Annotated in this window: 10 protein-coding genes and 1 riboswitch; of the genes, 7 read left to right on the top strand and 3 right to left on the bottom strand. The window is 74.8% G+C overall.

Going from position 1 to position 16474, the window contains the following annotated elements; translation table 11 throughout:
* Positions 1–10: 10 nt before the first annotated feature.
* On the top strand, positions 11–4645 hold the full coding sequence (locus tag ABD329_RS33385) for a cation-translocating P-type ATPase (RefSeq protein ID WP_198279957.1): 4635 nt from the start codon (positions 11–13) through the stop codon (positions 4643–4645).
* Between the two features lie 167 nt (positions 4646–4812).
* Complete coding sequence (locus ABD329_RS33390; protein ID WP_281404693.1) at positions 4813–4941, top strand: hypothetical protein; 129 nt, start codon at positions 4813–4815, stop codon at positions 4939–4941.
* A gap of 85 nt (positions 4942–5026) precedes the next feature.
* Here ABD329_RS33390 and ABD329_RS33395 read toward each other — a convergent pair whose 3' ends face one another.
* Positions 5027–6025, bottom strand: coding sequence for a cation diffusion facilitator family transporter (locus ABD329_RS33395; RefSeq protein ID WP_198280784.1), 999 nt, complete (start codon positions 6023–6025; stop codon positions 5027–5029).
* 328 nt (positions 6026–6353) lie between these two features.
* Between ABD329_RS33395 and ABD329_RS33400 the strand changes: the two genes are divergently transcribed.
* Positions 6354–6608 (top strand): hypothetical protein, encoded by a 255-nt coding sequence (locus tag ABD329_RS33400; protein ID WP_198280785.1) that lies wholly within the window; start codon positions 6354–6356, stop codon positions 6606–6608.
* Between the two features lie 95 nt (positions 6609–6703).
* Here the strand turns inward: ABD329_RS33400 and cobN are convergent, their stop codons facing one another.
* Positions 6704–10348 (bottom strand): cobaltochelatase subunit CobN, encoded by a 3645-nt coding sequence (cobN, locus tag ABD329_RS33405; RefSeq protein ID WP_198280786.1) that lies wholly within the window; start codon positions 10346–10348, stop codon positions 6704–6706.
* A gap of 53 nt (positions 10349–10401) precedes the next feature.
* Positions 10402–10485: riboswitch (cobalamin riboswitch) on the bottom strand.
* A gap of 143 nt (positions 10486–10628) precedes the next feature.
* On the opposite strand from cobN, the gene ABD329_RS33410 reads away from it, so the two are divergent.
* Genes ABD329_RS33410 through ABD329_RS33420 form a run of 3 tightly spaced genes read left to right on the top strand, consistent with a single transcriptional unit; the run spans position 10629 to position 14367 of the window.
* Complete coding sequence (locus ABD329_RS33410) at positions 10629–12197, top strand: nitrite reductase (protein WP_344317358.1); 1569 nt, start codon at positions 10629–10631, stop codon at positions 12195–12197.
* The gene (locus ABD329_RS33415; protein ID WP_198282420.1) at positions 12194–12844 is read left to right on the top strand and encodes a precorrin-8X methylmutase; all 651 of its coding nucleotides are present in this window, start codon (positions 12194–12196) and stop codon (positions 12842–12844) included. Before ABD329_RS33410 ends, ABD329_RS33415 begins: the two co-directional genes overlap by 4 nt.
* Positions 12841–14367, top strand: a complete 1527-nt coding sequence (locus tag ABD329_RS33420; protein WP_344317350.1) for a precorrin-2 C(20)-methyltransferase — start codon at positions 12841–12843, stop codon at positions 14365–14367. Before ABD329_RS33415 ends, ABD329_RS33420 begins: the two co-directional genes overlap by 4 nt.
* Before the next feature lie 34 nt (positions 14368–14401).
* On the opposite strand, the gene ABD329_RS33425 is transcribed toward ABD329_RS33420, so the two are convergent.
* Positions 14402–15160, bottom strand: a complete 759-nt coding sequence (locus ABD329_RS33425) for a cobalt-precorrin-6A reductase (RefSeq protein ID WP_344317351.1) — start codon at positions 15158–15160, stop codon at positions 14402–14404.
* A 59-nt stretch (positions 15161–15219) separates the two neighbouring features.
* Here ABD329_RS33425 and ABD329_RS33430 point away from each other — a divergent pair, with 59 nt between their 5' ends.
* Positions 15220–16368: a cobalt-precorrin-5B (C(1))-methyltransferase gene (locus ABD329_RS33430; protein ID WP_198282303.1), complete on the top strand. Its 1149-nt coding sequence runs from the start codon at positions 15220–15222 to the stop codon at positions 16366–16368.
* The last annotated feature ends 106 nt before the right edge of the window (positions 16369–16474 follow it).

Here is a 16474-nt window from a genome sequence, read left to right on the forward strand (position 1 = left end):
AGAGCAGCCTGTGCTGCCCATCACGACGCTCACGGGCCTCGTCTCCGACCCGTCCCGCACGATGAACGGTCCGCGACTGCGGCTCGCGGACATCACCGACGTCCTGCGGAACGCCGGCGACCGGCGCGGCGGCCGGAGGGTGTGGGCCCGGGCGGGCCGGGCTCATGTGGAGGTACGCGGGCTGACCGGCCACGGCGAGGGCCATGAGCGGCTGGTCCAGGAGCTGGAGGACGCGCTGCGGCGGGTGGCGGGCGTCAACTGGGCCGCGGTGAACGCGGCACTGGGCCAGGTCCTGGTCGACTTCGACGAGGACCGGCTCGGTCCCGACGACGTGCTGGAGGTGGTCGAGCGCGTCGAGGAGGCCCATGGGACGGGCGCGGACCCCTTCCCGGCGGGCCGTCCGCAGCCTCCGTTCGCCTCCGCTCCGGCGACGCTGGCCGTGATCGCGCTCGCCGCCGACTGTCTGGGGCTGATGACGGCCACGATCCGGCGGGTGGCGATGCGCCCCGCCCTCTCCCCCGCGCTGCGGATCCCGGCGGTGATGGCGGAGCTCCAGCCACGGGTGCGCGGTCTGCTGGAGTCCCGGCTGGGCCGCGCCCACGCCGACACCCTGATCGGCGTGTCGAACGCCGTGGTGCACGCCCTGACCAGGGGTGAGGCCCCGCTCGCCCTGGACGCGCTGCAACGTGTGCTGCAACTCGCCGAGATCCGCGGCCGGCAGGTCGTATGGCAGCGCCGGGAACCGGAGTTGGTGGCGGACGGCGACGGGCTCCCGACGCGCTCGTATCCGCCCACCCACCGGCCCGCACCGCTGCCTTCCGGGCCGGTGGAGACCTGTGTCGACCGCACCTCACTGGCCTCGCTGTCCGGAGCGGGTGGACTGCTGGCGTGGACCCGGGACCTCGAGCAGTCCGCCAAGGCGCTGCTGGCCACGGTGCCGAAGGCGGCCGCCATGGGCCGGGAGGCGTTCGCCGCCCGGCTGGGCGACGTGCTGGCACGCGACGGCGTGGTGCCCATGGACGGCACCGCGCTGCGGCTGCTGGACCGCGTGTCGGCGGTGCTGATCGACTCGCGGGTGCTGTGCGCCCGTCGGCCGCGGCTGCTGTCGGTCACCACCGTGGGCGACCTGGGGGAGGCCGAGGCGTGGAGCGCGGCGCAGTCCGTCCTGGACCGCCGCACCCTGCGGGAGCTGTCCGGTGCGGGGCCCTGGACGCGGGGTCCGTGGCGGCTGGAGCGACCCCCCGGGCTCCCCGCGGCGCTCCCGGCGAGCCCACTGGCCCTGACCGCGGATCTGCACGGCGAGGACGGCCGGCGACAGGCCCGGATCCGGATCGGCTGCGAACTCGACCCGCTGGCCGACGCCCTGGTGGCGGCGGCCCGCTCCGGTGCGCGGCGCCTGGTGCTCACCAGCCACGCCAGCACGGACGAGATCGCTCCATGGGCCGATGAACTGCTCCCCCTCGGCGTGTCGCTCCCCGACACGGTGCGCCGGCTCCAGATCGAGGACCACGGCGTGTTGGTGATCAGCGGCGAGGACGACGAGGCGCTGGGCGTGGCGGATCTCGGCGTCGCCGTCACGGCGCGCGGTGCGGGCCGGGTGTGCTGGTCGGCCGATCTGCTCTGCGGTCCGGGGCTGCTCCACGCGTGGCGTGTCCTGCGAGCGCTCGAGGACGCGCGCGCGGTCAGCCTGCGGTCGGCCCGGCTGTCGATGGGCGGATCCGCGCTCGGCGCGCTCATCGCCGCGGCGGGGACCCGGCCCGCGGTGGCCGGGCTGGCCACCTCCCCGGTGTACAGCGCGGCGTTCCTGGCCATACTCGGCGGGATCGGCGCGGCGCGCCGGGTGGAGCGCCGCCCGGCACCGGCGCCCCGTATCCGCGGCAACTGGCACGCCCTGGGGGCCCGGGAGACCCTGAGCGTGCTGTGCGCGTTCCGGGAGAACGGGACCGAACTGCCCGACGGCCCGGGCGCGTCGCGCGGCGCGGGCCCCGGGGAACCGGGCGCGTCGCGGATGTCCGGGGCGCTGTGGGCCGCCGGGGTGCGCCCCGTGCGCAAGGCCGCCGGGACGGTCGTACGGGCCGGGGCGCCCGATGCCGCGGGGTCCGCCTCGGCCCGGTTCGCGGCCCTGACCCGGAACACCGTCTCGCTGGTGCGCGCGGTGCGCGAGGAGCTGCACGATCCGCTCACCCCGGTGCTGGCCCTCGGCGCGGCGGCCTCCGCGGCGGTGGGGTCCGGGGTGGACTCCTTCCTCGTCGTCAGCGTGATGGCGGGCAACGCGGTGATCAGCGGCGCACAGCGGCTCCGGGCCGATCGCTCGCTGCGCGGCCTGCTGCTGAGCGAGCGGATGAACGGCCGACTGGTCGACTGGGCGCCCGCGATGTCCCTGGCGGACGGGGCGACGGCGGACCGCGAGGTGTTCTTCGCGGGGCTGACCACCGCCCCGGTGCGCACGGTGGCCGCCGAGGAGCTCCGGGTCGGGGACGTCATCGCGCTGCGGCCCTCGGATGTCGTACCGGCCGACGCCCGGCTGCTGGTGAGCGACCGGCTGGAGCTGGACGAGGCCGGGCTGACCGGTGAGTCCGGGCCGGTCGCCAAGGACCCGGCCGCCACGCCGGGCGCCGATCTGGCGGACCGGTCCTGCATGCTCTACCAGGGCTGTACGGTGCTCGCCGGAACCGGATACGCCGTGGTCGTGGCCGCCGGGGCGCAGACCGAGGCCGGGCGCGCCGCCGAACTGGCCGGGCGCGCCACCGCGCCCATCGGGATCGAGGGCCGGCTGGCCGCGCTCACCAAGGTCGCGCTGCCCGCCACCGGCCTCGGCGGCGCCGCCGTCACCCTGCTGGGGCTGTTGCACGGGGTGCCGGTGCGCGAGGCGCTGTCCACCGGAGTGGCCATCGCGGTGGCCGCCGTGCCCGAGGGGCTACCGCTGGTGGCCACGGTGGCGCAGTCCGCCGCGGCGCGCCGGCTCTCGCACCGCGGGGTGCTGACGCGCTCGGCGCGGGTGCTGGAGGCGCTGGGCCGGGTGGACGTCGTCTGCTTCGACAAGACCGGCACCCTGACCGAGGGCCGGCTGGCCGTGGCCCGGGTCGCCGGGTACGACCAGGAGCTGCCGACCCGCGGCGCGCTGGGCAAGCGGCTGCTGCGCACGGCGGCCCGGGCGTGTCCCGAGCCGGAGGGCGGGCGGGCGCTGGCCCACGCCACCGACCAGGCCGTGATCGACGCGGCGGCGGCGCACGGCGACGGGGACGGTGCCTGGCGTCCGGTGTCCGAGCTGCCCTTCGAGGCCAGCCGGGGATTCTCGGCGTGTCTGGGCACGCAGTCCGGGCGTCCACACCTGGCGGTCAAGGGGGCGCCCGAGGTCGTGCTCGCCCGCTGCGCGTACGCCCTGAGCCCGGCGGCGGCGGACGACACCGTGCCGCTCACCCCGGAGCGGCGGCGCGCCACCGAGCGCCTGCTGCACTCGCTGGCCTCGGACGGGCTGCGGGTGCTGGCGGTGGCCGAGACCCGGCCCAGCGCGTCCGACACGCCGACGGCGGAGGTGGCCGAGATCGCCCGGGAGCTCACCCTGCTGGGCTTCATCGCCATCGCCGACACCACACGGCCGGGCGCCGCCGAGACCGTCAAGCGGCTCACGGACGCCGGGGTACGCGTCGCCATGGTCACCGGCGACCATCCGACCACGGCGGTCGCCATCGCCCGGGAGCTGGGCATCCCGGACGCCGAGCCGGTGCTCACCGGGGCGGAGCTGGACACCTTGCCCGAGGCCGAGCGGGTCGAGCGGATCGCCCGTGCCACCGTGTTCGCCCGGGTCTCCCCCGAGCACAAGGTCCGTATCGTCCAGGCGCTGCGGCAGGCCGGACAGGTGGTGGCCATGACCGGGGACGGGGTGAACGACGCGGCCGCCATCCGCCTCGCGGACATCGGCATCGGGCTGTCCGCCCACGGCTCGGCCTCGGCCCGCGCCGCGGCGGACCTGGTGCTCACCGACCCGGACCCGACCCGGATCCTGGACGCGCTGCGGGAGGGCAGGGCGCTGTGGCGCAGTGTGCGCGACGCGGTGGCGATCCTGGTCGGCGGGAACGCGGGCGAGGTCGCCTTCACCCTGCTGGGCGCGGCGGTGGCCGGGCGGGCGCCGCTGGGCACCCGTCAGCTGCTGCTGGTGAATCTGCTGACCGACATGCTGCCCGCACTCGCGGTGGCCCTGGCCCGGGCCCGGGAGCCCAAGTCCGGTGAGGACCCGCTGGTCGGCGGCCCGTCATCGGCGCTGTTAGGCTCCGATCTGGGCCGTATCCTCGCGGTGCGCGGCAGTGCCACCGCGCTGGGCGCCGCGGCGGCCTGGCAGTGCGGGCGGATGACCGGCCGGGCCCGGCGGGCGAGCACCATGGGGCTCGCGGCGCTGGTCGGCACCCAGCTGGGCCAGACGTATCTGACCGACTGGCACAGCCCCCTGGTGCTGATCACCAGCGTCGCCTCGGCGGCCACGCTGTTCGCCATCGTGGAGACGCCGGTGGTCAGCCACTTCTTCGGCTGTACGCCGCTGGGCCCGGTGGCCTGGGCGATCGTCGGTGGCTGCTCGGCAGCCGCCACCGTGGGGGCGGCCATGGCGCCGCGGCTGCTCTTCCCCCGGCGGGTGTCGCTCGCGGTCTGAGGCCGTCGCCCGAGAACGGGATATCTCGGGCGTTTCTCACCCAGATCTTTCCGTCCGTTAACCGGACGCTCACCCGATGTGTGCCGCCCGCTTTCCGGTTCCGGTCAGGCTATGGAACTGGAAGCGGATGCCTCGCTTCCGATCCTGTTCCATCCAGTGAGGTACTCATGGCCGACATTCTCTCGACCGTCCTGGTCAAGCTGGCCCAGCTCGCGCTGGAGGCATTGGTCGCCCAGCTCGCGAAGACCCTTCTGACCGCCGCCTTCAGGCCGACCGCCGCCCCGGCCGCGGCCTGACGCGGCCGACCCGCCGACCGCTCCCGGGCCCCGTCCCGGGCTCCTGCCCGGGCCCCCGCCCCGGGCCCCCGCCCCGGGCCTCCGCTCAGTGGCCGTACGACGCGGCCCGGTGCACCGGACCGTGGGCGGTCGGACAGTGCTCCCCGTCCGGACGTCCCCGCTCGGCGGGCTCGTCCAGATGGTCCACCTGGAGCGTGGTGTGGGTGATCCCGTACTCCTCGCTCAACACCGCCTCCAGGTCCTCCCGTACGGCGTGGCAGTCGCCGCCCGCCGCCACCAGGACATGGGCGGAGAGGGAGACCTCACCCGAGGTGATCTGCCAGACATGCAGATCGTGCACCTCGGCCACCTGGCCATGGGCGACCAGCCGACCGCCCACCTCATCGGGCTCGACACCGGCGGGCGCGGCCTCCAGCAGCACCCGGCCGGAGGCCCGCAGCAGCTCCACACCCGCCTTGATCATGAGGAGGACCACCAGCAGACCGGCGATCGCGTCGGCCCGGGCGAAGCCCGTCGTCACCACCACCAGTCCCGCGATGGCGGTGGCGATGAAGGCGTAGAGATCGTTGAGCACATGCTGGAAGGCGCCCTCGACATTGAGCGAGGAGCGGTTCGCCTTCGACATGCACCACGCGGCCGCGAGATTCACCACCACACCGGCCAGCGCGGTGGCCAAAACCAGACCACCGGTCACCTCGGGCGGATCGATCAGCCGCCCCACACTCTCGTAGCCGAGATAGGCGCCGAGCAGCAGCAGGGAAAGCCCATTGGCCTGGGCGGAAAGGATTTCCGACCGCTTGAGCCCATAGGTGTATCCGCCACGCGCGGGGCGCGCCGAGAGCCGGATCGCGATGAGGGCGAGAACGATCGAGGCGGCGTCGGTGAGCATATGGGCCGCGTCGGACAGCAGCGCCACGGAGCGGGCGACGATCCCGACGATGACCTCCACCGCCATGAAGCCGCTGATCAGCGCGAGGGCGAAGGTCAACCACCGGCGGTCGGCGTTCTCCGCCACCCCGTGGGTGTGGCCGCCGTGGCCGGGCCCGCCGTGCCCCACGTCGGGTCCGTGCGCATGAGCTCCCACCGGCTCCTCCTCGGATCGCCTTTGGATCGTCCTCGGGACAACGCAATTGAAACAGGCCCGAGGGGAATTCGCCAAAGGCTGCAATGGACACGGTTATCAATAAACCCTTGCCCCGGCGGCGAATGGGCTTTATGAATGCGGCAATGCTTTTCATTTCGCCTGCGAAAAGGGGAACCGCCCGGGTCGCCCGGGCGGGTCACCGTGGCGCCGCCAGGCCGGACCGGCGGGCAGTCGCTGACATGTGCGACACCACGCCGATGCGGGTGAGACCGGCGTGCGGAAGGTGACCCGGCGGGGCGGGGCGCGTTGTCCGAACATGACGACGACGATGCGACGCCGTTCTCTCTCGCAGCCGAGCAGAGCGCTGGACCGGAGCACCGAAGGCGACGGAACGGTTCATCAGACCGTTCACACATCCACATCCGTACCGATCTACGCGGCGCTGGTCGAGCGCTGGGCCTCCGCCGGGCGCGCGGTGCCCGGGCGCTACGACCGCGAGTGGACCGAACTGGTCAACTGCCCCCCTTGGCCGGACCGGATCCGGGCGGCGACCCGTCCGGCGGCGCGCACGTCCGCCGACTGAGCCGCCGCCGGACGCACCGGACCCACCGGGACCCACCGGGACCCACCGGGACCCACCGGACAAGCGGCGGACGTGCGGGGAAGCGACGGACGCGGCTACTCGTCGTCCCCGCCCTCCAGGCCGCCCTCCGTCTCCAGGTACAGCTCCCGCACCCGCTCCAGCACCTCCGGATCGGGCTCCTCCCACAGCCCGCGGCTCTCGGCCTCCAGCAGCCGCTCGGCCATGCCGTGCAGCGCCCAGGGGTTGGCCTCCTCCAGGAAGGCGCGGTTCTCCGGGTCGAGCAGATAGGTCTGGGCGAGTTTGTCGTACATCCAGTCGGCGACCACGCCCGTGGTGGCGTCGTAGCCGAAGAGGTAGTCGACGGTCGCGGCGAGCTCGAAGGCGCCCTTGTAGCCGTGGCGGCGCATCGCCTCGATCCAGCGCGGATTGACCACCCGGGCCCGGAAGACCCGTGAGGTCTCCTCGTGGAGGGTGCGGGTGCGGACCGTCTCGGGGCGGGTGGAGTCGCCGATGTACGCGGCGGGCGCGGTGCCCTTCAGCGCGCGCACGGTGGCCACCATGCCGCCGTGGTACTGGAAGTAGTCGTCGGAGTCGGCGATGTCGTGTTCGCGCGTGTCGGTGTTCTTGGCCGCGACCGCGATCCGGCGGTAGGCGCTCTCCATCTCCTCGCGCGCCGGCCGCCCCTCGAGACCGCGGCCGTAGGCGTAGCCGCCCCAGACCGTGTAGACCTCGGCGAGGTCGGCGTCGGTGCGCCAGTCGCGGCTGTCGATGAGCTGGAGCAGTCCGGCGCCGTAGGTGCCGGGGCGGGAGCCGAAGATCCGGGTGGTGGCGCGGCGCTCGTCACCGTGTGCGGCGAGGTCGGCGCGGGTGTGCGCCCGTACGTAGTTGTCCTCGTCGCTCTCGTCGAGCGAGGCGGCGAGCCGTACGGCGTCGTCCAGCAGCCCCACGACATGCGGGAAGGCGTCGCGGAAGAACCCGCTGATGCGCAGGGTGACATCGACACGCGGGCGGCCCAGCTGGTCGAGGGGGACCGGCTCGACCCCCGTCACCCGGCGTGAGGCGTCGTCCCATACCGGGCGGACGCCCAGCAGCGCCAGCGCCTCGGCCACGTCGTCGCCGGAGGTGCGCATCGCGCTCGTCCCCCACAGCGAGAGGCCGACGGAGTGCGGCCACTGACCGTCGTTGTCGGCGCGGTAGCGCTCCAGGAGGGAGTCGGCGAGGGCCTGGCCGGTCTCCCAGGCCAGCCGGCTGGGCACGGCCTTGGGATCGACGGAGTAGAAGTTGCGGCCGGTCGGCAGGACGTTGACCAGTCCGCGCAGCGGCGAGCCGGACGGCCCGGCCGGGACGAAGCCGCCGTTCAGCGCGTGCACGGCGTGGTCGATCTCGTCCGTCGTGGCGGCCAGCCGGGGCACCACCTCACGGGCGGCGAAGTCGAGGACCGCGGAGACCGCGGGGCGCTGCTCATCGGGCAGGGTGAGGACGGCCTTCTCGACGGCCTCCGGGGCCCATGCGGCGTCCTCCATCGCCTGGACCAGCGCACGGGCCCGCTCCTCGGCCTCGTCGGCGCCGGTGCGGGTGGCGGCCGACTCGTCCAGGCCGAGCGCCTCGCGCAGACCGGGGAGCGCGGACGTACCGCCCCAGATCTGCCGGGCGCGCAGGATGGCCAGTACGAGGTTGACGCGCTCGGGGCCGGTCGGCGCGCCGCCGAGTACATGCAGTCCGTCGCGGATCTGGGCGTCCTTGACCTCGCACAGCCAGCCGTCGACGTGCAGCAGGAAGTCGTCGAAGCCGTCGTCGTCCGGCCGCTGCTCCAGGCCCAGGTCGTGGTCGAGCCGGGCGGCCTGGATCAGAGTCCAGATCTGGGCGCGGATGGCGGGGAGCTTGGCCGGGTCCATCGCGGAGATGGCCGCGTACTCGTCCAGCAGCTGCTCCAGGCGTGCGATGTCGCCGTAGGAGTCGGCGCGGGCCATCGGCGGCACGAGGTGGTCGACCAGGGTGGCGTGGACGCGGCGCTTGGCCTGGGTGCCCTCGCCCGGGTCGTTGACCAGGAAGGGGTAGATCAGTGGCAGATCGCCGAGCGCGGCGTCGGGGCCGCAGGCGGCGGACAGCCCGGCGTTCTTGCCCGGCAGCCACTCCAGGTTGCCGTGCTTGCCCAGGTGGACCATGGCGTCGGCGCCGAACCCGCCGTCCGCCCGCGCGGTGGCCATCCAGCGGTAGGCGGCCAGGTAGTGGTGCGAGGGCGGCAGATCGGGGTCGTGGTAGATGGCGATGGGGTTCTCTCCGAAGCCGCGCGGCGGCTGGATGACCACCAGGAGGTTGCCGCGGCGCAGCGCGGCCAGCACGATCTCGCCCTCCGGGTCGCGGCTGGTGTCCACGAACATCTCGCCGGGCGGTGGGCCCCAGTGCTCCTCGACCGCGTCCCGCAGCTCCCGCGGCAGCGTGGCGTACCAGCGGCGGTAGTCGGCGGCCGGGATGCGGACGGGGTTGCGGGCGAGCTGCTCCTCGGTGAGCCACTCCTGGTCATGGCCGCCCGCCTCGATGAGGGCGTAGATCAGCTCGTCGCCCTCGCCGGAGACCAGGCCCGGCAGCGCGTCCGGCCCGTCCTCGGGGCCGAGGTCGTAGCCTTCGGCGCGCAGCCGGCGCAGCAGGGCGACGGCGCTGGCGGGGGTGTCGAGGCCGACCGCGTTGCCGATCCGGGAGTGCTTGGTGGGGTAGGCGGAGAGGACGAGCGCGAGGCGCTTGTCGGCGGCGGGGATATGGCGGAGCCGGGCGTGTCGTACCGCGATCCCGGCGACCCGCGCGGCGCGCTCGGCATCGGCGACATAGACCGGCAGTCCGTCCTCGTCCACCTCCTTGAAGGAGAACGGCACGGTGATGAGCCGACCGTCGAACTCGGGGACGGCGACCTGGGTCGCGGCGTCCAGCGGCGACAGACCCTCGTCGTTCTCCTCCCACGCGGCGCGCGGCGAGGTCAGGCACAGCGCCTGGAGCACGGGCACGTCGAGCGCGGTGAGCGCGCCCGCGTCCCACGCCTCGTCGTCGCCGCCCGCGGACGCCTCGGCGGGGCGGGTGCCACCGGCCGCGAGCACGGTGGTGACGATGGCGTCGGCCGCGCCGAGTGCCTCGATCAGCTCGGGTTCGGGGGCGCGCAGCGAGGCGACGAACAGCGGCAGCGGGTGGCCCCCGGCGTCCTCCACGGCGCGGCACAGGGCCTCCACGAAGGCGGTGTTGCCGCTCATGTGGTGGGCGCGGTAGTAGAGCACCGCGACGGTCGGGCCGGTGGCGTCGCCGGTGTCGGCCGCCCGGGCGGTGCGCTCCAGCGGGCCCCAGGTGGGCGCGGGCGCGGGCGGTTCGAAGCCATGGCCGGTGAGCAGCACGGTGTCGGAGAGGAACCGGGCGAGCCGGCCCAGGTTGGCGGGCCCGCCGTGGGCCAGGTAGGCGTGGGCCTCGGCCGCGATGCCGACCGGGACCGTGGACGCCTCCATGAGCTGGGCGTCGGGCGCCTGTTCACCGCTGAGGACCACGACCGGGAGGTCGCCCGCGAGCAGCGTGTCGAGCCCCTCCTGCCAGGCGCGGATGCCGCCGAGAAGCCGTACGACGACGAGTTCGACGCCGTCGAGCAGGCCGGGGAGGTCGTCGAGGGCGAGGCGGGCCGGGTTGGCGAGGCGGTACGGCACCGGGCCCGTGGCGGCACGGGCGCTGAGCAGGTCGGTGTCGGACGTCGACAGCAGCAGAATCATGCGGCGCATGCCTTCCTCGGGGTCCGCGCCCCGGGCGGGTTGAAGACGGCGGCAGTTCCTGGCTCGCGCGGCCGCTGCCGTTCGGCAGCCACCGCGCTCACAGTGGCGGGACCGCGCCGGATTTCCACCGGCTTCCTACCGTGAGTGCCGTCTTGTGCGTGTCGCGGGTCGGGACCGACCCGCCGCTGAGCATAGTAAGCGTTGCTGACCTGCCACGGGACGGTGCGTTCCGGTCTCCGTGAAGCCTGGCCGGGGCGGTGGGCCGGACCGGATCGTCGGTATGCTCGCCGCCATGTCCCTCCCCCCGACAACCACCCCATCCGGGGATGAAACCCCCGTGCGCGGGCGCGATGACGCCTGTCCGGGCGCGCTGCGGCTGCACCCGGCGGACGACGGTTCGCTGGCCCGGATCCGGGTGCCCGGCGGACTGCTGACGATCCGTCAGGCATGGGTGCTGGGGCGGGTGGCCGAGGAACTGGGCGATGGGCGGCTGGACATCACCTCACGGGGCAACGCGCAGGTGCGCGGCCTGGCGGCGGGGTGCGGCGCGGAACTGGCGGCCCGGCTGCGGGCGGCCGGACTGCTTCCCTCGGACCGCCATGACCGGGTGCGCAACATCGTGGCGTCGCCGCTGTCCGGCCTGGACGGTGGCGGGCACGCCGATGTGGTGGCGTGGGTGCGGGAGTTGGACGCCGTGCTGTGCGACGACGCATGGCCGGGGCATGGGGAATTGTCGGGCTTGTCGGGCAGGTTTCTGTTCGCGCTGGACGATGGGCGCGGCGATGTGGCCGCGTTGGGCGCGGATGTGACATTGATCGCAACGCCTGGTGGTGGGGCGGTGCTGCGATGCGGTGGTCCGCCGCCGGGTCCGGGTGTGTCACCGCCGTCGGGCGCGACACACCCGGACGCGGCAGCGCGTCGGGGCGGTCGTCGGAACGGCTCCGACACGCTCGGCCGACGCGCGGAGGCGAACACCGGCGGTGACTGCGTGGCGAGCGTCGCCGCGGACGGGTCCGTGGCAGGGGGCGGCGGCCTCTGGGTGCGGGGCGAGGACGCGCCGCGGGCAGCGGCACTGGCCGCCGTGGAATTCCTGACCCGGGTGCGGGATAGCGGCACCCGGGCGTGGCGGGTGCGCGAACTCCCCGCCGAACACTCCGTGACGACCGGCGGTCTGGCCGCGCGACTCGCCGACGCGGGCATCCGGGCCGTACCGGTGCGGCACACACCCGCACCCGCCTCCGCAACACCCCCCGCCCCCGGGCCGGTCCCCGGCCCGGACGGGCGCCACGCGCTGTCCGTCGCCCTGCCCCTGGGCCGGGTGAGCGCCGCGCAGTGGCGGCTGCTCACCGGGCTCGCCCACCGGAGCGGGGCGGATGAGCTGCGTATGACACCCTGGCGCGGCGTGGTGCTCCCCGGGTTCGCACCGGACGACGCGCGCGGCGCCCTGTCGGAACTGTCCGACGCGGGACTGGTGACCACGCCGGACTCGCCGTGGCTCGGGGTCGGCGCGTGCACGGGACGGCCCGGCTGCGCCAAGTCCCTGGCGGACGTGCGGTGCCACGCGGCACGCATGGTCGCGGGCGGTTCGGAGCCGCGGCCGGTGAGCGGCACGGCGTCCGACGGCCGCCGGGGCGCGCCCGGTCCGCTGCCGGTGTACGTCTCCGGCTGCGAACGGCGCTGCGGCCACCCCGGGGGCCGCTGGGTGGATGTGCTGGCTACCGGCGACACGGACTATCGGGTCACCGTACGGGGCGGCGCGAAGGACGACACGCCGGAGGCGGAGGACGGCGTGGAAGTGACAGCAGAGCAGTTGGCCGGCGCCGTCGCGGCGGCCCGTGGAACGACATGATCGAGGACACCGTGTTCGACTACGAGAAGGACGGGGCGGCCATCTACCGCGCGTCCTTTGCCACCATCCGCGCCGAGGCCGACCTCGGCGGGCTCCCCGCCGACATCAGCCAGGTGGCGGTGCGGATGATTCACGCCTGCGGCATGGTCGACCTGGTCAAGGACCTCGCGTACACCCCCGAGGTGGTCTCCCGCGCCCGCGCCGCGCTGCGGTCCGGCGCGCCCGTGCTGTGCGACGCGCGCATGGTGGCCAGCGGGGTCACCCGCAAGCGGCTGCCCGCCGACAACGAGGTGATCTGCACCCTGTCGGACCCGGCCGTACCGGAGTTGGCGCGGCGCATGGGCACCACCCGCAGCGCCGCCGCGCTGGAGCTGTGGCGGGACCGGCTCGAGGGCGCGGTGGTGGCGGTCGGCAACGCGCCCACGGCGCTGTTCCGGCTGCTGGAGATGGTCGAAGAAGGAGGAGCGGGCGCGCCGCGCCCGGCCGCCGTGATCGGCGTGCCGGTGGGCTTCATCGGCGCGGCCGAGTCCAAGGAGGCGCTGGCCGGGCACCCGGCGGCGCTCGACCACCTGGTGGTGCACGGCCGGCGCGGCGGCAGCGCCATCGCCGCGGCCGCGATCAACGCGATAGCGAGCGAGGAAGAGTGAGCGAGCAGCAGACGGGCCGGCTCTACGGTGTGGGGCTCGGCCCCGGCGACCCCTCCCTGATGACCGTGCGCGCGGTGGAGGTCATCGCCGCGGCCGATGTCATCGCCTACCACAGCGCCCGGCACGGGCGCAGCATCGCGCGCTCCATCGCCGAGCGCCATCTGCGGCCCGACCACATCGAGGAGCGGCTGGTCTACCCGGTCACCACGGAGACCACCGACCATCCGGGCGGCTATCGCGGCGCGATGGAGGAGTTCTACGCGGACGCGGCCGCCCGGCTCGCCGCGCATCTGGACGCGGGACGCACGGTCGCGGTGCTCGCGGAGGGCGATCCGCTCTTCTACGGCTCGTACATGCACATGCACAAGCGGCTCGCCGACCGCTACCCCACCGAGGTCATCCCCGGTGTCACCTCGGTCAGCGCCGCCGCCGCCCGGCTCGGCACACCGCTGGTGGAGGGCGAGGAGGTGCTGACGGTACTCCCCGGCACCCTGCCGGAGGAGGAGCTGACGGCCCGGCTGGCGACGGCGGACGCGGCGGCCGTGATGAAGCTCGGCCGGACCTTCCCGACGGTGCGCCGGGCGCTGGAGCGGTCGGGACGGCTCGCGGACGCGCGCTATGTGGAGCGCGCCACGATGAACGCGGAGCGGACCGCCCCGCTGGCCGAGGTCGACCCGGAGTCGGTGCCGTACTTCTCGATGGCGGTGCTCCCGAGCCGCGTGGACGCGCCGCACGGCGACGACGGTGACGCGCCGGGCGGTGTGTCCGGCGGCCCGGGCGAGGTCGTGGTCGTCGGCCTCGGCCCGGCCGGTCCGCTGTGGCTCACCCCCGAGGCGCGCGGCGAGCTGGCCGCCGCCGAGGACCTCGTCGGCTACACCACGTACCTGGACCGGGTGCCCGTACGGCCGGGCCAGCGGCGCCATGCCTCCGACAACAAGGTCGAGGCCGTACGCGCCGAGTTCGCCCTCGACCTCGCCCGCCACGGTCGGCGTGTCGCCGTGGTCTCCTCGGGCGACCCGGGCGTGTTCGCCATGGCCACCGCCGTTCTGGAGGCCGCCTGCGAGGACCCGTATCGCGAGGTCCCGGTGCGGATCGTCCCCGGTATGACGGCGGCCCACGCGGCCGCCGCCCGGGCCGGTGCCCCGCTCGGCCACGACTACGCGGTGATCTCCCTCTCCGACCGGCTCAAGCCCTGGGAGGTCATCGCCGAGCGGCTGCGCGCCGCCGCGGCCGCCGACCTGGTGCTCGCCCTCTACAACCCCGGTTCGCGCAGCCGCGTCTGGCAGGTGGGCAAGGCCCGCGAACTCCTGCTGGAGCACCGCGCCCCCGACACGCCCGTGGTACTCGGCCGTGACATCGGCGGCCCCGGGGAACGCGTGCGGATCGTCCGCCTGGCCGACCTCGACCCGGCCCAGGTCGACATGCGCACGATCCTCCTGGTGGGCTCCTCGCAGACCCGCACGGTCCGGCGCGGCGACGGCACCGACGTCGTCTGGACCCCGCGCCGCTACCCGGAGACGTAGCACCCGGTGGGCTCCTGGCGCGGAGCGCGCCGGTTCAGGCCAGGGTCGTCCGCACCCAGGTGACGGCCTCGGCCGGGGTTTCGGCCACCGGGACGCCCTGGGGGGCGGGTGGGCGGCGGATGACGACGACCGGGAGGGCGGCGGCGCGGGCCGCGGCGAGTTTGGGGGCGGTGGCGTGGGCGCCGCTGTCCTTGGTGACCAGCACCTCGACGCGATGGCGGCGCAGCAGCTCCGCCTCGCCCTCGAGGGTGAACGGGCCGCGGTCGAGTATCACCTCCATCCGGGGCGGAACCGGCGGCTCGGGCGCGTCGACCGAGCGGACCAGGAACCACTGCCCGGTGAGATGGGCGAAGGCGGCCAGGCCCATCCGCCCGGTGGTGAGGAAGATCCGCTCCCCCAGGTCCGGCAGCAGCCGCGCGGCCTCGGCCAGCGAGCCGGCCGAGTGCCAGCGGTCGCCCGGACCGGGTACCCAACCGGGGCGGCGCAGGGCGAGCAGGGGAACATGGACGTCTGCGGCCGCCCGGGCCGCGTGGGAACTGATCGTGTCGGCGAAAGGATGGGTGGCGTCGATGAGCGCGTCCACCTGGTGCTCGCGGAGCCAGCGGGCCATGCCCTCGGTGCCACCGAATCCGCCGATCCGCACCTGCCCCACCGGCAGCCGCGGCGCGGCGACCCGGCCCGCGAGGGAGCTGGTGACGCGCAGCCCGGGCGTGTCGGCGAGCTCCTCGGCGAGGCGGCGCGCCTCGGTGGTGCCGCCGAGGATGAGCACATGGCGCGCCGGTGCGCTGTTCATCGGGATCGGGTGCCTTTCGTCGTCCGTGCGCCCGTCATCGTATGCGCGGCGGCCCGCCCATGGCTGAGGCGGAGACGACGCCCAAGGCGACCGGGGGGCGGGGCGCGCAGCTGGAGCGGTCGGGGCTGCGGCACGGCTGGACCACGGGGGCGTGTGCCACCGCCGCGACCACGGCCGCGTACACCGCGCTGCTGGGCGCGGAGTTCCCCGATCCGGTGACCATCGAACTGCCCAAGGGGCAGCGGCCCGCGTTCGCGCTCGCCGCCGAGGAGCTGACGGCGGACCGGGCCATGGCCGCGGTCGTCAAGGACGCGGGGGACGATCCGGATGTGACCCACGGCGCGCTGGTCAGGGCCACGGTGCGGGTTCTGCCGCCCGGCAGCGGAGTGGTCTTCCGGGCCGGTCCTGGCGTCGGCACGGTGACCCGGCCCGGACTGCCGCTCGAGGTGGGCGAACCGGCCATCAACCCCGTGCCGCGCCAGATGATGCGCGACCACATCGCCTCGGTCGCGTCCCGGCACGGCGGCACCGGTGACGTCGAGATCGAGATCTCGGTGGACCACGGCGAGGAGATCGCCCGCTCCACCTGGAACCCGCGGCTGGGCATCCTCGGCGGGCTGTCGATCCTCGGCACGACGGGCATCGTGGTGCCCTACTCCTGCTCGGCCTGGATCGACAGCATCCGGCGCGGGGTGGATGTCGCCCGCGCGGCGGGGCGCCGCCACGTCGCGGGCTGTACGGGCTCGACGTCCGAGAAGGTGGCGGTGGCCGTGCACGGGCTGCCGCAGGACGCGCTGCTGGACATGGGTGACTTCGCGGGCGCGGTCCTGAAGTATCTGCGCCGCCACCCGGTGGACCGGCTGACGGTCGCCGGCGGCTTCGCCAAGCTCTCCAAACTGGCCGCCGGCCATCTGGACCTGCACTCCTCCCGGTCCCAGGTGGACAAGGGCTTCCTCGCGGAACTGGCCCGCCGGGCAGGGGCCGACGAGGAGCTGGCGGAGGCGGTGGCCACGGCCAACACCGGCCTTGAGACGGTGCAACTGTGCACCGCCCACGGCGTCCCCCTCGGCGACCTGGTCGCGGCCGCGGCCCGCGACACGGCCCTCGGGGTGCTGCGCGGGGCGCCGGTGGCCGTGGACGTCATCTGCGTCGACCGCGCCGGCACGATCGTGGGCCGCGCCGAGCCACGCGGCCCCCGGGGTGGCTGACCCCCCGTCCCCCGCACGGCCCCGGGGTTACTGACCCCCGTCCCCGCGCGGGACGCGACACGCCTCGCGTGCGGCGCCGACGGCTTCGGCCGTCGGCACGGCACGC

The sequence above is a fragment of the Streptomyces javensis genome, assembly GCF_039525925.1.
In the GTDB taxonomy this organism is placed as follows: Bacteria; Actinomycetota; Actinomycetes; order Streptomycetales; family Streptomycetaceae; genus Streptomyces; species Streptomyces asiaticus.

Coding starts and splice junctions, on each gene's coding strand:
- ABD329_RS33390 (WP_281404693.1), top strand. CDS start 4,813: ATGGCCGACATTCTCTCGACCGTCCTGGTCAAGCTGGCCCAGCTCGCG.
- ABD329_RS33400 (WP_198280785.1), top strand. CDS start 6,354: ATGCGACGCCGTTCTCTCTCGCAGCCGAGCAGAGCGCTGGACCGGAGC.
- cobN (WP_198280786.1), bottom strand. CDS start 10,348: ATGATTCTGCTGCTGTCGACGTCCGACACCGACCTGCTCAGCGCCCGT.
- ABD329_RS33410 (WP_344317358.1), top strand. CDS start 10,629: ATGCTCGCCGCCATGTCCCTCCCCCCGACAACCACCCCATCCGGGGAT.
- ABD329_RS33415 (WP_198282420.1), top strand. CDS start 12,194: ATGATCGAGGACACCGTGTTCGACTACGAGAAGGACGGGGCGGCCATC.
- ABD329_RS33425 (WP_344317351.1), bottom strand. CDS start 15,160: ATGAACAGCGCACCGGCGCGCCATGTGCTCATCCTCGGCGGCACCACC.
- ABD329_RS33430 (WP_198282303.1), top strand. CDS start 15,220: ATGGCTGAGGCGGAGACGACGCCCAAGGCGACCGGGGGGCGGGGCGCG.